The organism is Gordonia ajococcus (genome assembly GCF_012974285.1).
Lineage (GTDB): Bacteria > Actinomycetota > Actinomycetes > Mycobacteriales > Mycobacteriaceae > Gordonia > Gordonia amicalis.
In genome coordinates this window covers 5,005,004-5,026,096 of the sequence record NZ_CP052884.1, presented here as the reverse complement: position 1 = coordinate 5,026,096, position 21,093 = coordinate 5,005,004, and the positions used below count along the sequence as shown (strand labels likewise).

20 protein-coding genes are annotated in these 21,093 nt (G+C 67.7%); 15 read left to right on the top strand and 5 right to left on the bottom strand.

Annotation, left to right across the window (positions count from 1 at the left end; all coding sequences use genetic code 11):
* Positions 1–6: 6 nt before the first annotated feature.
* The 4 genes from GAA2_RS22670 to GAA2_RS22655 are packed head-to-tail and all read right to left on the bottom strand — an operon-like array spanning position 7 to position 4,284.
* Positions 7–1,299 carry a DUF58 domain-containing protein gene (locus tag GAA2_RS22670; RefSeq protein ID WP_006438050.1) on the bottom strand — a complete coding sequence of 431 codons (1,293 nt, stop codon included), beginning with the start codon at positions 1,297–1,299 and terminating at the stop codon, positions 7–9.
* A complete protein-coding gene (locus GAA2_RS22665) occupies positions 1,299–2,342 on the bottom strand; it encodes an AAA family ATPase (RefSeq protein WP_006438051.1) in 1,044 nt (347 codons plus the stop codon). Before GAA2_RS22665 ends, GAA2_RS22670 begins: the two co-directional genes overlap by 1 nt.
* Positions 2,339–3,607 (bottom strand): DUF4350 domain-containing protein, encoded by a 1,269-nt coding sequence (locus GAA2_RS22660; RefSeq protein WP_006438052.1) that lies wholly within the window; start codon positions 3,605–3,607, stop codon positions 2,339–2,341. Before GAA2_RS22660 ends, GAA2_RS22665 begins: the two co-directional genes overlap by 4 nt.
* Positions 3,604–4,284 (bottom strand): DUF4129 domain-containing protein, encoded by a 681-nt coding sequence (locus GAA2_RS22655; RefSeq protein ID WP_006438053.1) that lies wholly within the window; start codon positions 4,282–4,284, stop codon positions 3,604–3,606. Before GAA2_RS22655 ends, GAA2_RS22660 begins: the two co-directional genes overlap by 4 nt.
* A gap of 221 nt (positions 4,285–4,505) precedes the next feature.
* Here GAA2_RS22655 and GAA2_RS22650 point away from each other — a divergent pair, with 221 nt between their 5' ends.
* On the top strand, positions 4,506–4,895 hold the full coding sequence (locus tag GAA2_RS22650) for a nuclear transport factor 2 family protein (RefSeq protein WP_006438054.1): 390 nt from the start codon (positions 4,506–4,508) through the stop codon (positions 4,893–4,895).
* A gap of 4 nt (positions 4,896–4,899) precedes the next feature.
* Here the strand turns inward: GAA2_RS22650 and GAA2_RS22645 are convergent, their stop codons facing one another.
* A complete protein-coding gene (locus tag GAA2_RS22645) occupies positions 4,900–5,580 on the bottom strand; it encodes an SDR family oxidoreductase (RefSeq protein WP_006438055.1) in 681 nt (226 codons plus the stop codon).
* Between the two features lie 421 nt (positions 5,581–6,001).
* Between GAA2_RS22645 and ggh the strand changes: the two genes are divergently transcribed.
* The 14 genes from ggh (at position 6,002) to GAA2_RS22575 (ending at position 21,071) form a co-directional block, all read left to right on the top strand.
* Entirely contained in the window at positions 6,002–7,342 is a 1,341-nt protein-coding gene (gene ggh / locus GAA2_RS22640; protein ID WP_006438057.1) for a glucosylglycerate hydrolase, read from the top strand.
* A gap of 246 nt (positions 7,343–7,588) precedes the next feature.
* Entirely contained in the window at positions 7,589–7,840 is a 252-nt protein-coding gene (locus GAA2_RS22635; protein ID WP_006438058.1) for a hypothetical protein, read from the top strand.
* A 260-nt stretch (positions 7,841–8,100) separates the two neighbouring features.
* Entirely contained in the window at positions 8,101–8,484 is a 384-nt protein-coding gene (locus GAA2_RS22630; RefSeq protein ID WP_006438059.1) for a cupin domain-containing protein, read from the top strand.
* A gap of 9 nt (positions 8,485–8,493) precedes the next feature.
* Positions 8,494–9,045 (top strand): dimethylamine monooxygenase subunit DmmA family protein, encoded by a 552-nt coding sequence (locus GAA2_RS22625; protein ID WP_006438060.1) that lies wholly within the window; start codon positions 8,494–8,496, stop codon positions 9,043–9,045.
* Positions 9,042–10,055: a PDR/VanB family oxidoreductase gene (locus tag GAA2_RS22620; RefSeq protein WP_006438061.1), complete on the top strand. Its 1,014-nt coding sequence runs from the start codon at positions 9,042–9,044 to the stop codon at positions 10,053–10,055. The genes GAA2_RS22625 and GAA2_RS22620 overlap by 4 nt, the downstream gene beginning before the upstream one ends.
* Positions 10,052–11,584 (top strand): heme-dependent oxidative N-demethylase family protein, encoded by a 1,533-nt coding sequence (locus tag GAA2_RS22615; RefSeq protein WP_191834618.1) that lies wholly within the window; start codon positions 10,052–10,054, stop codon positions 11,582–11,584. The genes GAA2_RS22620 and GAA2_RS22615 overlap by 4 nt, the downstream gene beginning before the upstream one ends.
* Positions 11,581–12,570 carry a PDR/VanB family oxidoreductase gene (locus GAA2_RS22610; RefSeq protein WP_191834617.1) on the top strand — a complete coding sequence of 330 codons (990 nt, stop codon included), beginning with the start codon at positions 11,581–11,583 and terminating at the stop codon, positions 12,568–12,570. Before GAA2_RS22615 ends, GAA2_RS22610 begins: the two co-directional genes overlap by 4 nt.
* Positions 12,567–13,592 carry a heme-dependent oxidative N-demethylase family protein gene (locus GAA2_RS22605; RefSeq protein WP_006438064.1) on the top strand — a complete coding sequence of 342 codons (1,026 nt, stop codon included), beginning with the start codon at positions 12,567–12,569 and terminating at the stop codon, positions 13,590–13,592. The genes GAA2_RS22610 and GAA2_RS22605 overlap by 4 nt, the downstream gene beginning before the upstream one ends.
* Before the next feature lie 64 nt (positions 13,593–13,656).
* On the top strand, positions 13,657–15,018 hold the full coding sequence (locus GAA2_RS22600; RefSeq protein ID WP_182155349.1) for an ammonium transporter: 1,362 nt from the start codon (positions 13,657–13,659) through the stop codon (positions 15,016–15,018).
* Positions 15,019–15,236: 218 nt separating this feature from the next.
* Entirely contained in the window at positions 15,237–16,598 is a 1,362-nt protein-coding gene (glnT, locus tag GAA2_RS22595; RefSeq protein ID WP_191834616.1) for a type III glutamate--ammonia ligase, read from the top strand.
* 67 nt (positions 16,599–16,665) lie between these two features.
* The gene (locus tag GAA2_RS22590) at positions 16,666–17,562 is read left to right on the top strand and encodes a glutamine amidotransferase (protein WP_006438067.1); all 897 of its coding nucleotides are present in this window, start codon (positions 16,666–16,668) and stop codon (positions 17,560–17,562) included.
* Entirely contained in the window at positions 17,550–18,296 is a 747-nt protein-coding gene (locus GAA2_RS22585; RefSeq protein ID WP_006438068.1) for a glutamate synthase, read from the top strand. Before GAA2_RS22590 ends, GAA2_RS22585 begins: the two co-directional genes overlap by 13 nt.
* A 250-nt stretch (positions 18,297–18,546) precedes the next feature.
* Positions 18,547–19,878 carry an FMN-binding glutamate synthase family protein gene (locus tag GAA2_RS22580; protein ID WP_191834615.1) on the top strand — a complete coding sequence of 444 codons (1,332 nt, stop codon included), beginning with the start codon at positions 18,547–18,549 and terminating at the stop codon, positions 19,876–19,878.
* Positions 19,875–21,071, top strand: coding sequence for an NAD(P)/FAD-dependent oxidoreductase (locus tag GAA2_RS22575; protein ID WP_006438070.1), 1,197 nt, complete (start codon positions 19,875–19,877; stop codon positions 21,069–21,071). The genes GAA2_RS22580 and GAA2_RS22575 overlap by 4 nt, the downstream gene beginning before the upstream one ends.
* The last annotated feature ends 22 nt before the right edge of the window (positions 21,072–21,093 follow it).

The window sequence follows — 21,093 nt, the reverse complement described above, 5'->3', positions numbered from 1 at the left end:
GCAGCGCTACAGCAACCCGCGTGATTTGAGCAGCAGATAGTGATCTGCCAGCCGAGCGGGCAGCGCGTGGGGCGGGGCATCCACCACGTCGACGCCGAGCCGACCGACGGCGGTGGCCGTCCGATTGCGCAACGTGAGGGTCCGGGCTGCCGCGGCCGCGTCGTAGACGGCTTCCGGGTGTTCCCGGACGGCGATCATCTCCTCCAGCGCCGGATCGGCGACGGATCCGATGACGACCTTGTAGTGCTGCGCGAGAACCGACAGCGGGGGCAGCAGTGACTCCTCGACGGCGGCCGGTTCCATCGGGGTCAGCAACACCAGCAGGGCGCGCTGGCGGCTGATCTTCGCGACCTCGGCGCCCAGCATCGGCCAATCCGCCTCCAGCAGTGCCGGTTCGAGGTCGGCCATCGCCGTGACCAGCCTGCTGAGCAGCGTCGTCCGGCCCTCCCCGACGACTCGACGGTGCACGCGTCGGTCACCGGCGATCAGGTCGACCCGGTCGCCCGCATGCGATGCCAACGCCGCCAGCAGCAGGGCGGCGTCCATCGCGGCGTCGAGTCGGGGGACATCGCCGACGCGCCCCGCCGAGGTGCGCGACGTGTCGAGCACGATGACGATGTGTCGGTCCTTCTCCGGTTGCCATGTCCGCACCACGGTCGACCGGCGTCGTGCGGTCGCCCGCCAGTCGATGCTGCGGACGTCGTCTCCTTCGACGTAGTCCCGGAGAGAGTCGAATTCGGTGCCCTGCCCGCGTATCCGGACCGCCGACCGGCCGTCGAGCTGGCGGAGGTGGGCGAGTCGGGAGGGCAGGAACCGCCGTGACCCGAACGGCGGGAGCGCGCGGACCCGACCGGGAAGCGGGACGCTGCGTTGCCGTCCGGCCAGTCCCAGAGGACCGAGACGGCGCACCGTCACCCGCACGGCGAGTCGGTCGCCACGTCGCGTGGGGGTGAGAGTGGTGGTCACCGTAGTGGTCTCACCGCGCGGCACGGTGAGGCGGTGGATGGCGCCGGTGGCGCCCGCCGACGGTTGCCAGCTGTCACGCAGGACGCCGCGAAAGGTCCCGGTCCCGGTGTTGGTGACCGTGATCGAGCAGGAGGTGCTCTCCCCTAACCGGACCGGTCCGATCACCGACCGTGTCATCGCGATGGTCTTCGTCGATCCGGCGAGCGCGAGGTCGAGGCACATCAGCAGCACACAGAACAGAACCCACAGCACGGGGACGGCGTAGTTCGGCCACACCAGGATCGGCACTGCGCCCAGCAGCACCAGTACCAGAAACCGGCCGGTGAGGAACATCAGCGCGGCACGGGAACCGAGTTGACGGCGGCATCGAGGACCGAGCCGACCGACACGCCTTCGAGTTCGGCCTCCGGCCGCAGCGACAGCCGGTGTGCCAGCGTCGACTGTGCCAGGGCCTGAACGTCATCGGGGGTCACGAAGTCACGGCCGTTCAGCCACGCCCACGCGCGGCTGGTCCCGAGTAGCGCGGTCGCGCCGCGCGGGCTGACGCCGAGTGCCAGGGACGGCGAGAACCTTGTCGCGCGGGCGATGTCGACGATGTAGGCGGCCACCTGTGGTGCGACACCGACGCGGCGGACCTGTTCGATGCCGGCTTCGACGTCGGCGGCCGAGGCGACCGGTCGAAGTCCGGCGGCGGCGAGATTCCGCGGATCGAACCCGGCCGCGTGCCGGGTCAGGACAGTGATCTCGTGCTCACGTGGCGGCACGGGCAGTGTCACCTTCAGCAGGAAACGGTCGAGCTGGGCCTCCGGCAGCGGGTAGGTGCCCTCGTACTCGACGGGGTTCTGCGTTGCTGCCACCAGGAACGGGCTGGGCAGCGGACGGCCGACGCCGTCGACGGTCACCTGCCGTTCCTCCATCGCCTCCAGCAGCGATGCCTGCGTCTTCGGTGGGGTGCGGTTGATCTCATCGGCCAACAGGAGGTTCGTGAACACCGGTCCCTCGCGGAACGTGAACTCCGAGCCGGCGGAGTCGAACACAAGCGAACCCGTCACGTCTCCGGGCATCAGGTCGGAGGTGAACTGCACGCGCTTGGTCTCGACGTCGAGCGCCGCCGCGACCGATCTGACGAGGAGGGTCTTGGCGACGCCCGGAACGCCTTCGAGCAGGATGTGTCCGCGACACAGCAGTGCGATGAGGATGCCCGCGACCGCCGGGTCTTGCCCGACAACGGCTTTGGCGACCTCGGCACGCACCGCACCGAGTGCCTCGCGTGCCTTGTTCGACGACGGGGCGGGTCCACCGTGCGGATTCTGCGGCGATGAGGCCGCTTTCTCGGACGGACCGGGGCCGAAGGTGCGGGATGGATCGACGGTCATGGTGTGTGCCGGACTTCCTTCTCGAGGGCGGTCAGTTCACTGGTGAAGACGACGAGGCCGGTGTCGGTCGTGGGCAGCGGCCCCGCGAGCAGGGTCCGTACCTGTGGAAGGTCGCGGCCGGTGACGGACACGACGGTGGTGATGATGGCGTGGACGGCGGAGTCGGCGGTCTCCCCCGGTGCCACCATCGTTTCCCATTCGGGTGCCGCCAACTCGTCGGTGGCCCGACCGGCGTCGTACGGGAGGCCGAGGTAGGAGGCGAGCGAGGTCAGGGTGTGGATGCGCAGCGCGGCGGCGGCGCGGGCGTCGGCGCGAGCCTTGTGGTACATCCGGCCCCGCGCCTGGGTGGTCTCGATCGCCTTGACGACCGCCGGCAGCGGCTCGGTGACCAGCGCGCCGAAACGGCGACCTCGCCAGAGCATCAGGACCAGGACTGCGAACGCGGCCAGCACGACCAGCGGCCCGAGCGCCTCCGGGATGTCGGATTCCTCTTGCGCCGACGCGACTTCGTCGGTGAAAAGAGGTACATACCAGAGGATGTCGTGCGCGCTTGCGAAGAGACGGGTGGCCACGCCCGCGTTGTCCCGGAGCGCGAGGTTCTCGTTGATCAGCATGTCGCCACTGACGACCACGATCTCCGGGCGGGTCGATGTGGCCGGCACGATCAGCACATTCGACGCGGTGCCGGTGGTGAAGCACGACGTCGCGCCCGGTGCGGATGTGCTGTAGCCGAGCGCGCCGCCGGTGATGGTGTCGTCGTCGGCGATCTCGGTGGTCGTGCACCCGGCGAGCACCGCGGTCGGGGCACCGCCGTACTCCAGCCGGACGGGTAGCCGGAGAAGTGACAGAGCGTTGTCCTGCGGCGCGATCAGGATCACCCGGTGTGCGTCGGAGACCCAATCCAGGAACTGTTGTGCGGTACCGGGGTTCAGCGCGCCGACCGATGACACGACGACCGTCGTGCTGCTCTCGGGGCGCGGCGAATCGGTGAGCTCGTCCAGTCCACGGGCCTGATGGAGGTCGCCGCCGTGGTCGTCGATGATCTGGGCGAGGGCGCGCGCACCCTGGGGCCGTGGATTGTCGGGGTCGTAGCTGACACCAGGCCCCGGTTCCGCACCGAACACGGTCAGCGCGGAGACACCGAGCAGGGCGATCGCTGCGGTCACCGCGACGACGAGCACCACCACGAGTACCCAGATCCATCGTGGCGTGCCGCGCTTCGGCGGGGCGGGCGCGATCGACGGTGTACGTGCCGTCGTGGTCATCGAGGCACCGCCAGACGACGCGGACCAGATGTGTCCACCCCGGCGGGTCGGGCGGACGACACGGTGCGCTCGAGGTCGAGCACCGCACGGGCCGACCCGGCCGCCGCATGGCGACCGCCGTACGCGATCGCATCGAACAGGTCTGCGGCGCTCCGGAGTTCGACGCCGTGCTCCTCGAACCGGGACGCCAGTTCGGTCGCCACCTCATGTGCGGTGAGGGACGGCTCGTCGGCGAGCAGACCTCGTTCGATGCCGCGTTGGGCGAGCGCGCGGACGGCGGTGATCACACTGGTGTCGTAATCGCCGGCGGCATAGCGGGTCTCGGCCTCCGCGCGGAGTTCTTTCGCCGAACGCGGGCTTCCGGACAACACCACCTTCGCTGCGGCGTTCTCGGTGGTCTTCGGGATCCGCGGCGTGCGGCGCACGCGGCGGATCACGAGAACGGCGAGTCCGAGCGCCAGGAGGATGGCGATCACGATGACGATCGCCCGGATCGTGTCCGACCCACCGACCAGGTCGAGGACGTTGTCGGCGATCCATCCCCAGACCCGGTCGCTGAACCGGTCCCACCACGACGGTTCCGGCGGTTGGTAGGCGTTCTGGGAGAGTTCGTCCTCGGCCCACCGGCGGGCTTGCTCGTTGCCGGGTTCCAGGGGTGCGGCGAGGATCGGGGTCACCGCGCACCCGGCCGCGGGTCGTGCGGTGAGTCGGACATCGTCACGGATACCGGCCTTTCCGCGCTGCTGGGACCTCGACGGACTCGACGGACTCGATGCCCGAGGGGCTCTTGCGGCGAACGTATCAAACAACGGTGTGCAAGCACCGAAAACATCCACCGGTCGACGGACGCGCGTGCTACGGTGCGGAACTAGAACACGTTCTAATTTCTGGAGGATTCATGACCGTGGAGCAAGCCGGCCTCGCCGACCAGATCGACGCGGCGGTGGACGCCTACATCGAGTTGCTGAACTCCGGCACCGCCGAGCAGATCGCCGACCTCTACGCGCCCGACGCGACGGTCGAGGACCCGATCGGCGCCGACATCCGCAACACCCGCGAAGAGCTCGTCGAGTTCTACTCGGTGATCACCGGCATGGACGAGCGCACCGCGACCCTCAAGTGGAAGAAGGTCGCCGGCGACACCGCCGTCTTCGAGTTCACCCTGGTGACCAAGACCTCCGGACTGGCCTTCGAGATCACTCCGGTCGACATAATGGTCTTCAACGCCGACGGCAAGGTGTCGTCGATGCGCGCGGTCTGGCGTCCGGAGGACCTCACGCAGCTCTGACCCGCTAACCCCGCCCCGTCGGCCGCAGCACGATGTCCTGCGGATGGGCGTCGACGGGCGTCTGGATGGCGTGTACGACGGCGGCCGCGACGGACTCCGGGCGCAGGAACTGTGAGGCGTCGTAGTCCCGTCCCTCGAGGGCGACGAGTTCGCGCTGCATGTCGGTGTCGATGCGCCCGGGGTAGACGGACGTGACCCGTAGTGTCGGTTCCTCGGCGCGCAGCGAGTCGGCGAGTGCCCGCAACCCGAACTTGCTCGCCGCATACGGCGCCCAGCGGGGTTTGGCGTTTCGTCCTGCCCCGGAATTGACGAAGACGACGTGCCCTTCTGCCTGCCGCAGCGCCGGCAGCAGGAGCCGCGTCAGTTCGGCGACGGCGACGAGGTTGATCTCGAGGACGTGATGCCACTCCTCGACGGGGGTGTCGGCCACATGCTCGAGACTGCTGCCGACGCCGGCGTTGTGGACCAGCACGTCGAGTTCGTTGATCGCTTCCACGGCGCCGGCGACCTCGTCGTAGTCGGTCAGTTCGACGGCGAAAGTGCTCGCGCCGTCGAGTTCGATGGCGAGGTTGTCGAGTTCGGGCGAGGGGCGTCCACCCAACAACAGGTCGTGGGTGGGCGCGAGCTGTCGGGCGATCTGGGCGCCGAGGCCGCGACTGGCCCCGGTGATCAAAGCGGTGGGCACTCTGCCCACCCTACTGGGCGACCCGGATGCCGAAATCGTCATGCTGACCACCCTCCGCTGGCCGAGTGGTGACGACCCGGATGCCGAAATCGTCACGCCTCCCACCCTCCGCTGGCCGAGTGGTGACGACCCGGATGCCGAAATCGTCACGCCTCGCACCCTCCGCCGACCGAGTAGCGACGACCCGGATGCCGAAATCGTCACGCCCCCCACCCTCCGCTGGCCGAGTAGCGACGACCCGGATCCGAAATCGTCACGCCTCGCACCCTCCGCCGACCGAGTAGCGACGACCCGGATGCCGAAATCGTCACGCCCCCCACCCTCCGCTGGCCGAGTAGCGACGACCGAACGGAGTGAGGACGACGCGTATCGAGGTCACCTCGATGAGCACACGACGGCGCCGCGGGGCAGAATCGTCGGCGTGGCCAGGTACGGATTCACCCCAACGCAGCTGTCGGCACGTGCCGCGTATCTGCTGCGCGGCAACGACCTGGGCACCATGACCAGTGCGGCACCCAAGCTGTACCCGCACATGTGGAGTTGGGACGCCGCCTTCGTCACCGTCGGTCTCGCACCGCTGTCGGTCGAGCGAGCGGTGATCGAGATGGACACCCTGCTCTCGGCGCAGTGGCGCAACGGAATGATCCCGCACATCGTGTTCGCCAACGGTCGGGACGGGTACTTCCCCGGCCCGGCCCGCTGGGAGTGCGCGCGACTGGCCGAGTGCGCCCCCGACTTCCCCGACACCTCGGGGATCACCCAGCCTCCGGTCCACGCGATCGCGGTGCAGCGCATCCTCGACCATTCCCGACGCCACGGCCGGACGACGCGGGCGGTGGCCAACGAGTTCATCGACCGCCGGTGGAGTTCCCTGGTGCGATGGCACCGGTGGCTGGCTCATGCGCGGGATCCCATGGGGCGCGGCCGGATCACCATCTTCCACGGCTGGGAATCCGGTATGGACAACTCGCCGCGCTGGGACTCGGCATACGCGAATGTCGTTCCGGGACTGGACCTGCCGCCGTACTCTCGGGCAGATCTCGACCACGTGTCGGATCTGTCGATGCGGCCGACCGACCTCGAGTACGACCGCTACCTCTGGCTGGTCGAACAGATGAAGCGCGCGAACTACGACGACGACGTGTTGCCGAAGGTCATGAGTTTCGCGGTCGAGGACGTCTTCGTCAGTGCGATCTTCGCCGTGGCCTGCGATGTGCTCGCGACGATCGGTGAGGACTACTCCAAGCCGCTCGCCGACGTCCGCGACCTGCGCGCATGGGCCGACCGTTTCCGTTCCGGCGTCGTGGCCGCAGCCAACGACCGTAACGGCGCGGCAAGGGATTTCGACTTGCGCGCGAACTCGTGGATTCCGACCGAGACGATCGCCGCGTTCGCCCCGTTGATCTGCGGAGGTCTCCCGCGCGACCGGGAACGGGCTCTGCTCCGGCTGTTCGAAGGTCCGCGATTCTGTGGGCACCCCGACCTCCGGTACGCGGTCCCGCCGTCGACGTCGCCGATCTCGGGCGACTTCCGCCCGCGCGAATACTGGCGCGGTCCGGTGTGGCCGGTCATGACCTGGCTGTTCAGCTGGGCGTTCGGGCGCCGCGGCTGGACCGAGCGTTCCGCGCGCCTTCGGGAGGAGGGCCTGCGCCAGGCCACCGACGGCTCGTTCGCGGAGTACTACGAACCCTTCACCGGCGAACCCCTGGGCAGCATGCAGCAGAGCTGGACCGCGGCATCGGTGCTGGACTGGCTCGACTGAGCCCCACGAGTCGACTACCTGCGAGGTAGTGGCCTTCCCGCGTTCAGGCGCGCAGTCTGGAGTCACGGCGATCCTCACAGGAGGTGTCCGATGACCACTCGACCGATTGCCACTCCACCGGTTGCCACTCCACCGGTTGCCACTCGACCGATTGCCACTCCACCGGTTGCCACGACGATCCGCGTCAGACACCGAGCGGCCCCACCGCGACCCGTGGCGTCGAGCCCGACGTGGCTGACCGCAGTGATGAAGTGCGACAAGGCGCTGTCGTTCTGGTTCGTCCCGGCCGGCTTCCTCTTCGCACCACTCCTGCTGATCCTCGACCCGTGGCCGGTCGCCAGGACCATCGCATTGGTGACGATCTCCCTGTGCGGACTCTGGCTGGGCCTGCTCGGGGTGTTCATGGCTGTCGGACTCGCACGCGTGTTGCGTTCCGGCGACGTGCTTCCCGACGAGTACTGGTTCAGACTGCTCGACTACCACCCGCCACGGGCTTGAAGAACCGCTCACTCATTCCGTTCCCGCTCACCCGATAAAAGTGAGCGGGAACGGAATTGTTGAGCGAATGTCTCGGTCGCGGACTCGCCGCGTTGCACACCATTACAAAGCCGTCACACTGCTGAAACACGCCACTTGTTTCATAACAGGGGACGGCGTCCACTCCGAAGAGTCACCGCAAACCGCGGTTGGCAGCGGTGGACGCCGAGCACCTACCCCGACGAGCGCGTACGCGCCCGAGTGAGACATGGAGGAGCCTCGTGACGATCGAGAGTGCCAAGGCGTTGGAGTTCCGCGTGACCAGCGATGGCTGGAAAGACCTGCCGAAGATGCCCGAGGCCGAGTACCCGGGTACTGCGGGATTCATCGGCGACGTCTATGAGAACCCGGACGGCAGCCCGATGTGCAGCGGATACTTCGAGCTCCGCCACACCGACGAACCGCTCTACTACGAGTACGAATACGACGAGATGAAGGTCGTGCTCGAGGGCGAATTCCTGTTGGAGAACAAGGAAACCGGACAGAAGACCGTCGCCAAGGCCAAGGATGCGATCTTCTTCCCCAAGGGTTCGAAGATCTACTTCAGCACCCCGGACTATGCGCTCGCCTTCTACACCGGGCAGCGCGACGCCACTCTCCTCTGAGCGGCCGCCATGTCGCAGATCGCGTACTCCAGCGTGCCGGTGTGGGCGCGACCTGGTGACCTGGTCGAGACGTCGACTCCCACACCGACCGGTGGTTCCTACCTGCTGGTCGGTGTGGGGGACGTCGCCGATGCACTGAGTCGCTGGGAAGCCGACCTCGCGCCGCTGGCCACCACCCGAATCCACGGCGACGCCGACACGGCCGCCGACCTGCTGGCCGACGCGCTTGCCGAGGCCACCGTCGGGGTCCGGGTCTGGATCGTAGCCGACGCCGGCTCGGCACTGCGGCTGCGCGCCGTCGCCGTGAACGCCGGTCTCGAAGACGACGAGATCGAGTTCCTCACAACGGGTTCCGTCGAACGGACCGAGGCGGACGTGTTCTGTTCGCACTGCCGGACGGTCACACGCGCCCGAGTGGCGATCGACGACGTCATCCCCTGCGCCGGTTGTCGACGCGACCTGCTCGTGTACCACCACGTGTCCCGTCGAACGGGTCAGTACCTGGGGTTCATGGTCGACGCCGAGACCCAGTTCCTGACCACCGAGGAGATCGAGCTGTGAGCATCACAGTCGCAGAACCTGATTCGGCCGATGTCGGTACGGCGTCGACGAATCGCCGCGCCGATCGGGCCGTCACGATGCAACTCGTCGTGACCTCGATCGACACGACCGTCGCGGGTATCCGCGGCATCACCCTCGCCCACCCGGACGGACGTGCGCTGCCCGGCTTCATTCCGGGTAGCCATCTGGTGGTGCATGCCGGCGAGAACACCAACGCCTACAGCTTGACCGGCGACGGCACGCATCCGGGTCACTACTCGATCTCGGTCCTCGAGGTCGCGGATGGCAACGGTGGATCCCGCTGGCTGCACGAGGTGCTCGCGGTCGGCGACCTGATGACCGTCGGACTCCCCCGGAGCGCGTTCGCGCCCATCGCCCGCGCCCGCAAGCATCTGCTGGTGGCCGGCGGAATCGGGATCACCCCCATGCTGTCCCATCTGCGCGCAGCCGTGCGCTGGGGGCGAGACGTCCAGTTGCTCTACGTCTTCCGGAAGGACGCGGCCGCCCACCTGGCCGACGTGACCGCGCTTGCACGGGCCCGCGCCGAACTGTTCACCGATCGAGTCTCGTTCATCGAACGCCTCGACGAAGCTCTCCGCGCCCAGCCGGTCGGCACCCACCTCTATGTGTGCGGGCCGTCGGCGATGATCGACGCCGTCGTCGACGCGGCGGTGCAGGCCGGGTGGCCCGACTCCCGAATCCACTTCGAGCGGTTCGGGATCGATGCGCTCGACGCCGGGGATCCCTTCCGCGTCGAGCTCGTCGAATCCGGTCGGAGCATCGACGTCCCGTCGGGGACGAGCATGCTCGAGGCCCTCGAACAGGCGGGCGTCGAGGTCCCCAATCTGTGCCGTCAGGGCGTGTGCGGTGAATGCCGCATCCCCCTCGCCGGCGGCTCACCCATCCACCGCGACCTCTATCTCAGCGCCGAGGAGAAGGACGCCGGTGACGCGATCATGCCGTGCGTCTCACGCGCCGCCGACGGCTGCAGCCTGGAGGTTCCCCTGTGACGAGCACAATCCAGAACACCACTCCCACAACGCCGGACGACGCCGACCTGGTCGCCGGATTCCCGTTCCCCTTCCTCGAGGACCGGTATCGCTACAGCACCAACGTCGAACCGGCCGAGCAGTCCGTCACCACACCGGCGGGCCAGTGGGGCACCGCGATCGTCGACATCGACTGCGAGTATCGCGCCGAGATCGACCAGCGTGCGACGATCCTCGCCGCCGACCCGACGAGGCACGCGGTGCTCCCCCACATGGTCCCCGCCGCCTGGGACGCGATGTTCACCCTCATGCGCGAACTCGATGCCGCCTACCCGGAGCAGATGCAGCTGCGCTCGGCAGGTCCCGACGAATGGTTGTGGCGCAACGACATCCTCGGCATCGAACAGCACTTCCGGTACGGCGACGCCACCACGCTCCCCGACGAACCGCTGCGGTACATCACCTCCCAGGTCCAGGAGGACATCGCGCTCCTGGACCAGCGCAACGGCCAACTGTTCGTCGACGCCGGGGTGGTGACCTTCGCCGCGGACTGGAGTTTCGGTTTCGACGTCGGCATGAGCTTCCTCGAGATCCACGGGCCAGTCCCACGGGTCCGCAGGGAAGGCGTCATCACCCGGGCCCACGAGTTCCTCAAACGGCTGCAACCTCACCAGCCCTACCGGCGGACCAACTGGACACTCACCATCGACCGCCGCCTCGACGTCTCGACCGAGATCTACCCCGAGTGGGGACCCGACCGCGAGGCCATCCTGCTCGTCGACGACGCCGAGTTCGGTCGCCGGGTCCACCTGCGCGTCGAGGTGCAGCACCTCATCCGGCTCCCCGACTCCGGTGCCGTCATGTTCCTCATCCGCACCTACCTGCTCCCCCTCGAGCTGCTGGCCACCGTCGACCCCTGGCGTCGTCGTGCCGCCGAGGTCCTGGCCGAATTGCCCGAGGACATGGCCGATTACAAGGGCATCATCAAGTACCGGGACCGAGCCGCCCGGTGGCTGCGCAACGCCGCTCGGCAGTCGGCGCCGACCGGGCCGGGCATGCCGGTCTGGCCGGCCACCCCGCCGGCCGTCGACACCACCGGGGCGGCCTTCCTCGTCGTCGCGGTCGGCGACGACGCCGAGACCGCTCACGTGTCGCGGGACTGGGTCGCGGCGGCCGAGGTCGTCGGAGCCACCCGACTCCTGGTGCTCGACACCCTCACCGACGAGCAGGATCGCCGGTCCCTGAACGCCGCCCTCGATGCCGCGCTCACCGGCACGCGCATCCTCGTCACCGGCGGTCAGTACGACGTGATGACCGCGCTGGCGATGGCACGTGACGCCGGGGCGGTTCCCGCGGAGTTGTCGTCATACGTCGTCCACACCCGTGACCTCCCGCTCTATTGTGCGCACTGCCGCAACACCTTCCGGGTGGACGGCCGTGCCGGCGGGGTCGTCTCCTGTCCGGGCTGTGTCCGCGATCTGGAGGTTCACGAGCATCATTCGCCGACGATGGGGAGTTTCCTCGCATCGGCAGCGGGAGGTGATGTATGACGGCAGCTGCGATCGCGGCACACCTGCACCCGGGTTACACGACCTCGGCGCGCCCTATGCGCGTCGTCACCGTTCGGCGGCTGACCGACGACATCACCCACTTCCGGTTCGCGCCGCTCGACGACGCGCCGCAGGTTCTGACGCCCTATCAGCCGGGCAGCCATCTGATCGTCACCGCGGGTGAGCACCGCAATGCCTACTCGCTGGTCGACGACGGCATGTTCCCGAACACCTACGGCATCTCGGTGCTCCGACGCGGCGCCGGCGGCGGCTCGGACTGGTTGCACGACAATCTCTCCGAGGATTCCGTCGTCGAGGTGGAGGGACCACGGTCGATGTTCGCGCCGATCCTCGACCAGCGCGGCGCACTGCTCGTCGCCGGCGGGATTGGCGTGACCCCGATCCTGTCCCACGCCCGGGCCCTGGCGCGCGGAGGATCTCGTGCCGACATCGTGTACTCGTACCGTCCGGGCTGCGGAGCCCATCTCGACGATCTCCGCGCGCTCGCGCAGCAACCGAACATCACCCTGCACGAGGTGTCCGGTGTGGACGAGACCGCGGACCTGCTCGCCGAGAGGTTCCGCTCCCAGCCGCTCGGAACCCACGCCTACGCCTGTGGGCCGGCAGCTCTGCTCGAGACCTACACCGAACTCGCGGCCCGGGCCGGATGGCCCTCCGCCCGCGTGCATCTCGAGCGGTTCTCCGCGCCGGAGCAGGACCCGGGCGATCCGTTCACCGTGACGTTGTCCTCCACCGGCAGTCAGATCGACGTCCCGGCGGGAGTGTCCCTCCTGCAACGACTCCTCGACCATGGTGTCGAGGTGCCCAACCTGTGCCGCCAGGGTGTATGCGGCGAATGTCGGATACCGGTGCGCGACGGCATCATCGAGCATCGCGACCTCGTTCTGTCCGAGGAGGAGAAAGCCCTCGGTGACGCGATGCTGTGCTGCGTCTCCCGGGGTCAGAACATCGAGGTGGACCTGTGACCACAGAAGCGATACCGACCGCATCGATCCGGGATTTCCTCACTGGGCCGGTGGACCACCTGTCCAACCTGCCGTGGCCGTTCCCCGACGACCTCGAGGAGTTCACCTACAGCGTCAACGTCGAGCCCGCACGCATCCCGCGGTGCACGCGCGGCGGCGAATGGGGAAGGTACCTGGTCGATCTCGGTGGTGCCGAGTATCCCGAGATCATGGCCGAACGTCGCCGAATCCTGGACAACGACCCCTCACGGGTGCGGGTCCGTGCCGGGATGGAGATCGCGTGCTGGGATCTGCTGCTCTACTATCTGCGCGACCTCGGCATCTCGTACCCCGGCCTCATGCACCTCGACGAGTCCGGCGACGGGCGCTTCCACTGGCGTAACGAGATTCTGGGCACCGACCAGGAATTCGTGCTCGGCGACCCCGACACCCTGCCGTGCGGACCGATGGAGTTCCTGGCCCGCGAGGTGCCCGACGATCTGCTCCTCGTCACCGAACGCGATGGACATCTGTACTTCGACGCCGGTGTCGTGACCTTCGCCGCGGCCTGGTCGGTCTCCTTCGACGTGGGCATGGACATGTACGAAATCCACGCCCCGGTACCACGCATGCTTCGCGAGGGCATCGTCGCCCGCGCCGAACAATTCCTGCGCAGGCTACCGGCAGATCAGGTGTACCGCAGGGTGAACTGGACTCTGTCGGCGTCGGATTCGCACAAACTCGACGTGAGCCTCGAAGAGTTGCCGGCATGGGCGGCCGACGTCCCGGCCATGGTTGCCGACGGCGATTTCGCCAGGGCACGCCTGCGAATCGAGCTCGAACACTTCGTCCGGTTGCCGATGTCGGGTGCCGTGACGTTCAATATCCGGACATTCATGGCCTCGCTGGAGGACGTGAAACGAATACCCGAGTGGGCCGCTCAGTTGGCGACCGTCATCGAGTCGCTCGGTGAGGACATCGCCGCCTACAAGGGATTTCTCGATTATCGCGACAACGTCGTCGCGTATCTACGCGGTCAATGACGCCCGTGAGCTGCTGGTGCATCAAACCACCGACCTCTTCAGTCTCCGAACCGAAAGATCGCCCATGGAACCGATACTCGCGGCCAACGCCGACCTGGCCTGGATGCTGGCGGCATTCGTCTTCGTCCTACTCATGTTCCCCGGCCTCGCCTTCTTCTACGGCGGCATGGTCGGCTCGAAGAACGTGCTGAACATCATGTCGATGGTCATGTCGACCCTCGCCATCACCGCCGTGCTCTACGTCGTCATCGGCTACGGACTCGTGTCCGGTCCGTCGGTGGGCGGGTGGGGTCTCATCGGCAACCCCACCGATTTCATCGGTCTCACCAACTGGTTGACCGACGACGCCTCCGGCGCGACCCAGACGCTGTACTTCGCGGCGTGGTTCATCCTGTTCGCGGCCATCACCATTGCCATCGTCGCCAGCGGTGCAGCAGGCCGGATGAAGTTCTCTGCCTGGCTGGTCTTCGCGCCGATCTGGCTCCTGGTGGTGTACTTCCCGGTCGCACACTGGGTGTTCTCGGCCGACGTCGACGACAACTACAAGGGCGGCTTCCTGCTGAACAAGCTGGAGATCGTCGACTACGCGGGCGGAACCGCGGTCCACATGAACTCCGGTGTCGCGGCTCTGGCCCTGGCCGTCGTCCTCGGGGCACGCAAGCGCCGCATGGAGCGTCCGCACAACCTCCCGATGACCATGCTGGGCGGCGGCATCCTGTTCTTCGGCTGGTTCGGTTTCAACGGCAGCTGCGCGCTCGGTGCGAACTTCCTTGCGCAGGCGGTCATCCTGAACACGCTGCTCGCCGGATCCGCCGGCATGATCGGGTTCGCGATCATCGAGCGGTGGCGCGAGGGTCACGTCACGTCGCTCGGCCTGATCACCGGCACCGTCGCGGGCCTGGTCGGCATCACCCCCGCCGCCAGCAGCATGGCGCCGCTGGGTGCACTGTGCGTGGGCATCTTCGCCGCAGCGGTCGTCGCGTTCCTGCTCAGCTTCAAGAGCAGGCTCAAGATCGACGAGACGCTCGACGCCTTCGCCGTCCACGGCATCGGCGGCATCGTCGGCACCATCTGCATCATCCTGTTCGCGACCGAGGCCGCTCCGGCCGGTGTCCAGGGCGTCCTGTTCGGCGGTCCGGTCGACATCGTCTGGCGTGAGCTCGCCGGCATCGCCATCACCTGCACCTACTCGTTCGTGATGACCTGGCTCATCGCGAAGGGACTCGACAAGCTGATCGGGCTGCGCGTCGACGACGAGACCGAGATGATGGGCCTCGACACCACGCTGCACGCCGAGACCGCGTACGAGATCCCCAGTGCCAGTGTGGGTCGGCCCGGCGGTGGGCTGGCCGGTCTGTCGCCGTCGGCAGCTGCCGAATCGGTGGAGAAGTCGATGCCGGCATCGGCACCATCCGCGCAGGTCTGACCGCGCGGAGAAGACGAACAACGGCCCGGGGGTCCACCGTCAGACGGTGGACCTCCGGGTTCTTTCGTCAGGCGGCGAGGGTGGCTCGAAACGACACCGACCGCTCACGGAGCGGAAACAGACTCGAAACAATCGGGCAGTCTACTAACGGTAGACAGTGATTCACACGAGTGGACATCCCGACAGGCAACACCTAGAGTCGACCCCCGGAGCGCATCATGACCACCACCAACGAAACCCCCGACACCGGCACCCTCGCCGAGCTGTGTGCGGCCAATGACACCAAGTTCATCCTCGCCATGTTCGTCGATCTCCGCGGAAAGCCGTGCGCCAAGCTGGTGCCGGTCGAGGCGGTCGACGAACTCGCCACGGAGGGAGTCGGTTTCGCCGGTTACGCGGTCGGTGCCATCGGTCAGGAGCCCAAGGACCCCGACCTCGTCGCCGTTCCCGACGTCAGCTCCTTCCTCCCCATCCCGTTCATCAAGGAAGGCCTGGCCGTCGTCCAGTGCGATCCGCACGTCGAGGGCAAGCCGTGGCCGTTCGCTCCCCGCAACATCCTCAAGACCCTCATCGCGCAGACCGCCGACGCAGGCTTCGAGCCGTGGGTGGGCGCCGAGGTCGAGTACTTCCTGCTGAAGCGCGCGGAGGACGGTTCGCTGGTCACCGCCGACGCCGCCGACGATTCCGACCAGCCGTGCTACGACGTCCGCGGTCTCACCCGGATGTACGAGCACCTCACCACGGTGTCCACTGCCATGAACCAGCTCGGCTGGGGCAACTATGCCAACGACCACGAGGACGGCAACGGGCAGTTCGAGCAGAATTTCAAGTACGCCGACGCGCTGACCACCGCCGATCGGGTCGTAACCCTCCGCTACCTCCTCTCGGCGATGGCCACCGAGAAGGGCATGATCGCCACCTTCATGCCGAAGCCGTTCGCCGATCGCACCGGTTCGGGACTGCACTTCCACCTCTCCCTCACCAAGGGTGGTGAGCCGGTCTTCCCGCAGGTCAGTGAAGACGATCGCGGGCTGGGGCTCTCCGCGACCGCCTACGGGTTCATCGGGGGCATCCTCGAGCACGCACCGGCTCTGCAGGCCGTCATCGCGCCGACCGTCAACTCCTACAAGCGAACCGGCGCCACCGCGACCCGATCGGGTGCGTCCTGGGCGCCGCGCAAGGCCACGTACGGCGGCAATGACCGGACCCACTACATCCGGGTTCCCGACGACCAGCGCGTCGAACTGCGCGGTGGCGACGGGTCGGCCAACCCGTACCTGGCCGCGGCCGCGTTGCTCGGTGCCGGTCTCGACGGCATCAAGCGAAGCCTCGACCCCGGGGCCGTCGGCGGGGCTCCCAGCCACATCGCGGATCTGCCACTCACCCTGTTGCACGCCGTCGAGGCGTTCGAGTCCGACGCGGTCGTCATGGGTGCCCTCGACGCCGCACTCCCCCAGGACTGGCCCGCCGACCAGGGCAAGGTGTCGACCTACTTCTCCAACCTGAAACGCGAGGAGTTCTTCGACTGGCACGCGGCGGTGTCCCCCTGGGAAGTCGACCACTACCTCACCGCTTTCTGACGCGGCCGGCCCAGGCTGCGTCGATCGAACCACATCCCAACTCCCCTTCGACGTAAAGGATTCGACCATGTGCGGAATCGTCGGATTGCATCTGCGTAATCCCGATCTTCATCCCCGACTCGGCGCGATGCTCGCCGTGATGCTCGGCGAGATGCAGGATCGCGGTGCGGATTCGGCCGGCATCGCGGTGTACGGCAACCCCGAATGGGCACCTTCCGGCCACGGGTGTGTCTCGCTGCTCGAACTCGATGTCCTGCCCGACGAGGTCTCGGCGACGCTGGGCGCAGCACTCGGTGTGCCGGTCGCGGCCCAGCTTGTCGATGCCACGCTGGTCGCGTCGGCCCCGGTGGGCGCCGAAGAACTCCTCGGCGCGGCCCGCGCCGCCTACCCGGATGCGCTGGTCGCCGGCTTCGGCTCGGATCTGACCGTCCTCAAGGGTGTCGGCGCCCCGCGAGACCTGGCCGAATCCTGGGGTCTGGCAACTGCTTCCGGCTGGCAGGGCGTCGGCCACACCCGGATGGCCACCGAATCGGCCGTGACCCCGTCGGGTGCACATCCCTACGCGGTGGGCCCGGAGCAGTGTCTCGTGCACAACGGGTCGTTCGCCAACCACGCCACCATCCGACGCGAATTGCGCGCGCAGGGTGTGGAATTCGACAGTGAGAACGACACCGAGGTCGGCGCCCGCTTCGTCGCCCACCAGCTCGCCGCCGGCAAGGACGTCGAGACCGCCCTCAAGGAGGTCTGCGCAAACTTCGACGGCTTCTACACCCTCGTGGTCTCCAACCGTGACTCCTTCGCCGTCGTCCGCGACGCCATCGCCTGCAAGCCCGCGGTGATCGCCGAGACCGACGACTGGGTCGCGATCGCCAGCGAGTACCGCGCCCTCGCCAAGCTGCCCGGGGTCGAGAACGCCCGCATCTGGGAGCCCGAGCCGGAAGTGGTCTACGCATGGACACGATGACGCTCGACTCCACCACCCAGTCCCCTACCGACCCGGCGAAAGCGGAGACGATGAGCCCCAACCACCACTTCGACCTCGCGAACACCGCACTGCGAGAAATCAACTCGGTACTCCACGGCGACATCTCCGGGGAGATCGTCATCGACAACCCCGCCGGCGCGCACAGTGTCGCAGCGGGCGTCAACGCGCCGGTCAAGATCACCGTCAACGGTCATGTCGGCTACTACGCCGCCGGGATGAACCAGCAGGCCGAGGTCACCATCAACGGCAATGCCGGCACCGGTGTCGCCGAGAACATGATGAGCGGCAGCGTCATCGTCAAGGGCAACGCCTCGCAGTCGGCCGGTGCCACCGCTCACGGTGGACTCCTCGTGGTCGAGGGTGATGCGGCGGCCCGCTGCGGCATCTCGATGAAAGGTGTCGACATCGTGATCGGCGGCGACGTCGGACATAACAGCGCCTTCATGGCGCAGGCCGGCCGCCTGGTCATCCGCGGCAACGCGGGCGACGGCCTCGGCGACTCCATCTACGAGACCCGCATCTACGTCCGCGGTGAGGTCGCCTCCCTCGGCGCCGACTGCATCGCCAAGCCGATGCGCGAGGAGCACCTCGAGGAACTCGCCGGTCTGCTCAAGGCCGCCGGTTACGGCGACGACGACCTGACCGCCTACACCCGTTACGGATCGGCCCGCGAGCTCTACCACTTCAAGGTGGACAACGCTTCCGCCTACTGAGCCCTTCGAGACGCCCTCCGCAAGCTCCGGGCTCCTCAGGGAGCGGAGTTGCTCCCTGAGGTGCGAGGAGCGAGCGAATCCTCCCCTCGCTCCCTGAGGTGCGAGGAGCGATAGCGAAGCCCCCCTTGCTCCCTGAGGTGCGAGGAGCGATAGCCGCCGGGCTGAGTAAGCGACGAAGGAGCGCATCGAAGTCGACGAGCCTCGAAGGGCCGCAACCCCACATCGAGCACACACCGAAAGTGACATCACCATGACCGAGAAACTCAGCGTCGAGCAGCGCGGACTCCGCGAATCCGCCACCTACGACCGCACCACCATCGCCGCCATCCAGCGCGCCGCCGAGACCGGCATCTACGACATCCGTGGCTGGGGGGCCAAGCGTAAGCTCCCCCACTTCGACGACCTGCTGTTCTTGGGTGCCTCGATGTCGCGCTACCCGCTCGAGGGTTACCGCGAGCGCTGCGACACCGACGTCGTCCTGGGTGGCCGCAACGCGAAGTATCCGCTGCACCTGTCTACCCCGGTCACCATCGCCGGTATGAGTTTCGGTGCGCTGTCGGCCGGCGCCAAGGAGGCACTCGGCCGCGGAGCGTCGGAGGTCGGGACGTCGACCACCACCGGTGACGGCGGCATGACTCCCGAGGAGCGCGGACAGTCCAAGCACCTCGTCTACCAGTACCTGCCGTCGCGTTACGGCATGAATCCCGACGACCTGCGCAAGGCCGACGCCATCGAGGTTGTCCTCGGCCAGGGTGCCAAGCCCGGTGGCGGTGGAATGCTGCTGGGGCAGAAGATCTCCGAGCGTGTCGCCGGGATGCGTACCCTCCCCCAGGGCATCGACCAGCGCAGTGCCTGCCGGCACCCCGACTGGACCGGCCCCGACGACCTTGCCATCAAGATCAACGAGCTGCGCGAGATCACCGACTGGGAGAAGCCGATCTACGTCAAGGTCGGCGCGAGCCGCACCTACTACGACGTGAAGCTGGCCGTGCACTCCGGCGCGGACGTCGTCGTGGTCGACGGCATGCAGGGCGGCACTGCCGCCACCCAGGAGGTGTTCATCGAACACGTGGGCATCCCGACCCTGGCCGCCATCCCGCAGGCGGTCCAGGCGCTGCAGGAACTCGGGGTCCACCGTGAGGTGCAGCTCATCGTCTCGGGCGGCATTCGCAACGGCGCCGACGCCGCCAAGGCCATGGCCCTCGGCGCTGACGCGGTGGCCATCGGCACCGCCGCCCTGATCGCGTTGGGAGACAACGATCCCCGCTATGCCGAGGAGTACGAGGCGCTGGGTTCGGCCGCCGGCTACTACGACGACTTCCAGGACGGGCGTGACCCGGCCGGCATCAGCACGCAGGACCCGGAACTGTCGGCGCGCTTCGACCCGGTCCTCGGAGGCAAGCGCCTCGCCAACTTCCTGCGCGTCATGACGATGGAGGCCCAGACCATCGCCCGTGCCTGCGGCAAGGCGCACCTGCAGCACCTCGAGCCCGAGGACCTCGTCGCCATCACGATCGAGGCCGCGGCGATGGCGCGGGTCCCGATGGCCGGTACCAACTGGATTCCGGGGACTGGGCTGTGACAGAACGGGATTCGACAGCGTCGGTCATCATCGTCGGCGGCGGTCTCGAAGGTGCTGCCGCCGCGTGGGCCCTCGGGCAGCGGGGGATCACCGACGTCGTCGTGTGCGAACGCGACACCGTCGGCGGCGGGATGACCGGCACGTCGTCGGGCATCGTCCGGTGTCACTACGGCGTCAGCTCGCTGGCCGCGATGGCGGCGGTGGGGCTCGAGGTGTTCGAGAAGGCCGAGGAGATCTTCGGTACCGACATCGGCTTCCGGCAGACCGGATACGTCGTCGGCGTCGGTGAACAGAACGTCGAGAACTTGCGCAAAAGCCTAGCAGCACAGCGCGAAGTGGGCGTTCAGGCCGAGGAGATCGACGTCGCCGAGGTTGCGAGGATGTGGCCGACGGCCGATCTGGAGCCGTTCGCGGCCTTCGGCTGGGAGGAGCGCGGCGGGTACGGGGACGCCTACCAGACCGCCCAGGCCTTCGCCGCCGCCGCACGTGCCACCGGCATCAGGATCCGCCAGGGCACCACGGTCACCGAGTTGCTGGAGGACGGCGACCGGGTCACCGGCGTGCGGCTCGCCGACGGCTCGACGATCTCGGCCGACACCGTCGTCGTGGCCACGGGAGTGTGGTCCAAGCCGTTCCTCGGCCGGCACGGCATCGACATCCCGATCTCGGTGCACCGCGAGCAGATCGTGATGATCCACCCGGGTGAGGATCTCGGAGAGGTCCCGGTGTTCTCCGACCTCGTCTCACTCCAGTACGTGCGACCGGACGTTCGAGGCGAGATCCTGTTCGGCAACAGCGATCTCCAGGAACTCCAGATCGCCGACCCGGACAACTACAGCAACCGTGTCGACAGCGACTTCGTCGACCTCACCGTCGACAAGGTCGGCACCCGGTTCCCCGGCTTCACCGAACCCGCGATCACCAGCAGCTACGCCGGTTGCTACGACGTGACGCCGGACTGGAATCCGATCATCTCGGCGGGCCCGCTCGACGGTCTGGTGCTGGCGGTCGGCTTCAGCGGTCACGGGTTCAAGATCTCGCCGGCGGTGGGACGGCTGATCGCCGATCTGGTCGTCGACGGACGCAGTTCGGACCCACGGATCCCGGAGTCCGATTTCCGCTTCACCCGGTTCGCCGAGGGCGATCCGCTGAAGACGAGGTTCCCCTACGTGGGAGCGGGGGAGATGCGCTGAGCGTTCCCGAGCGGTGTGCAGC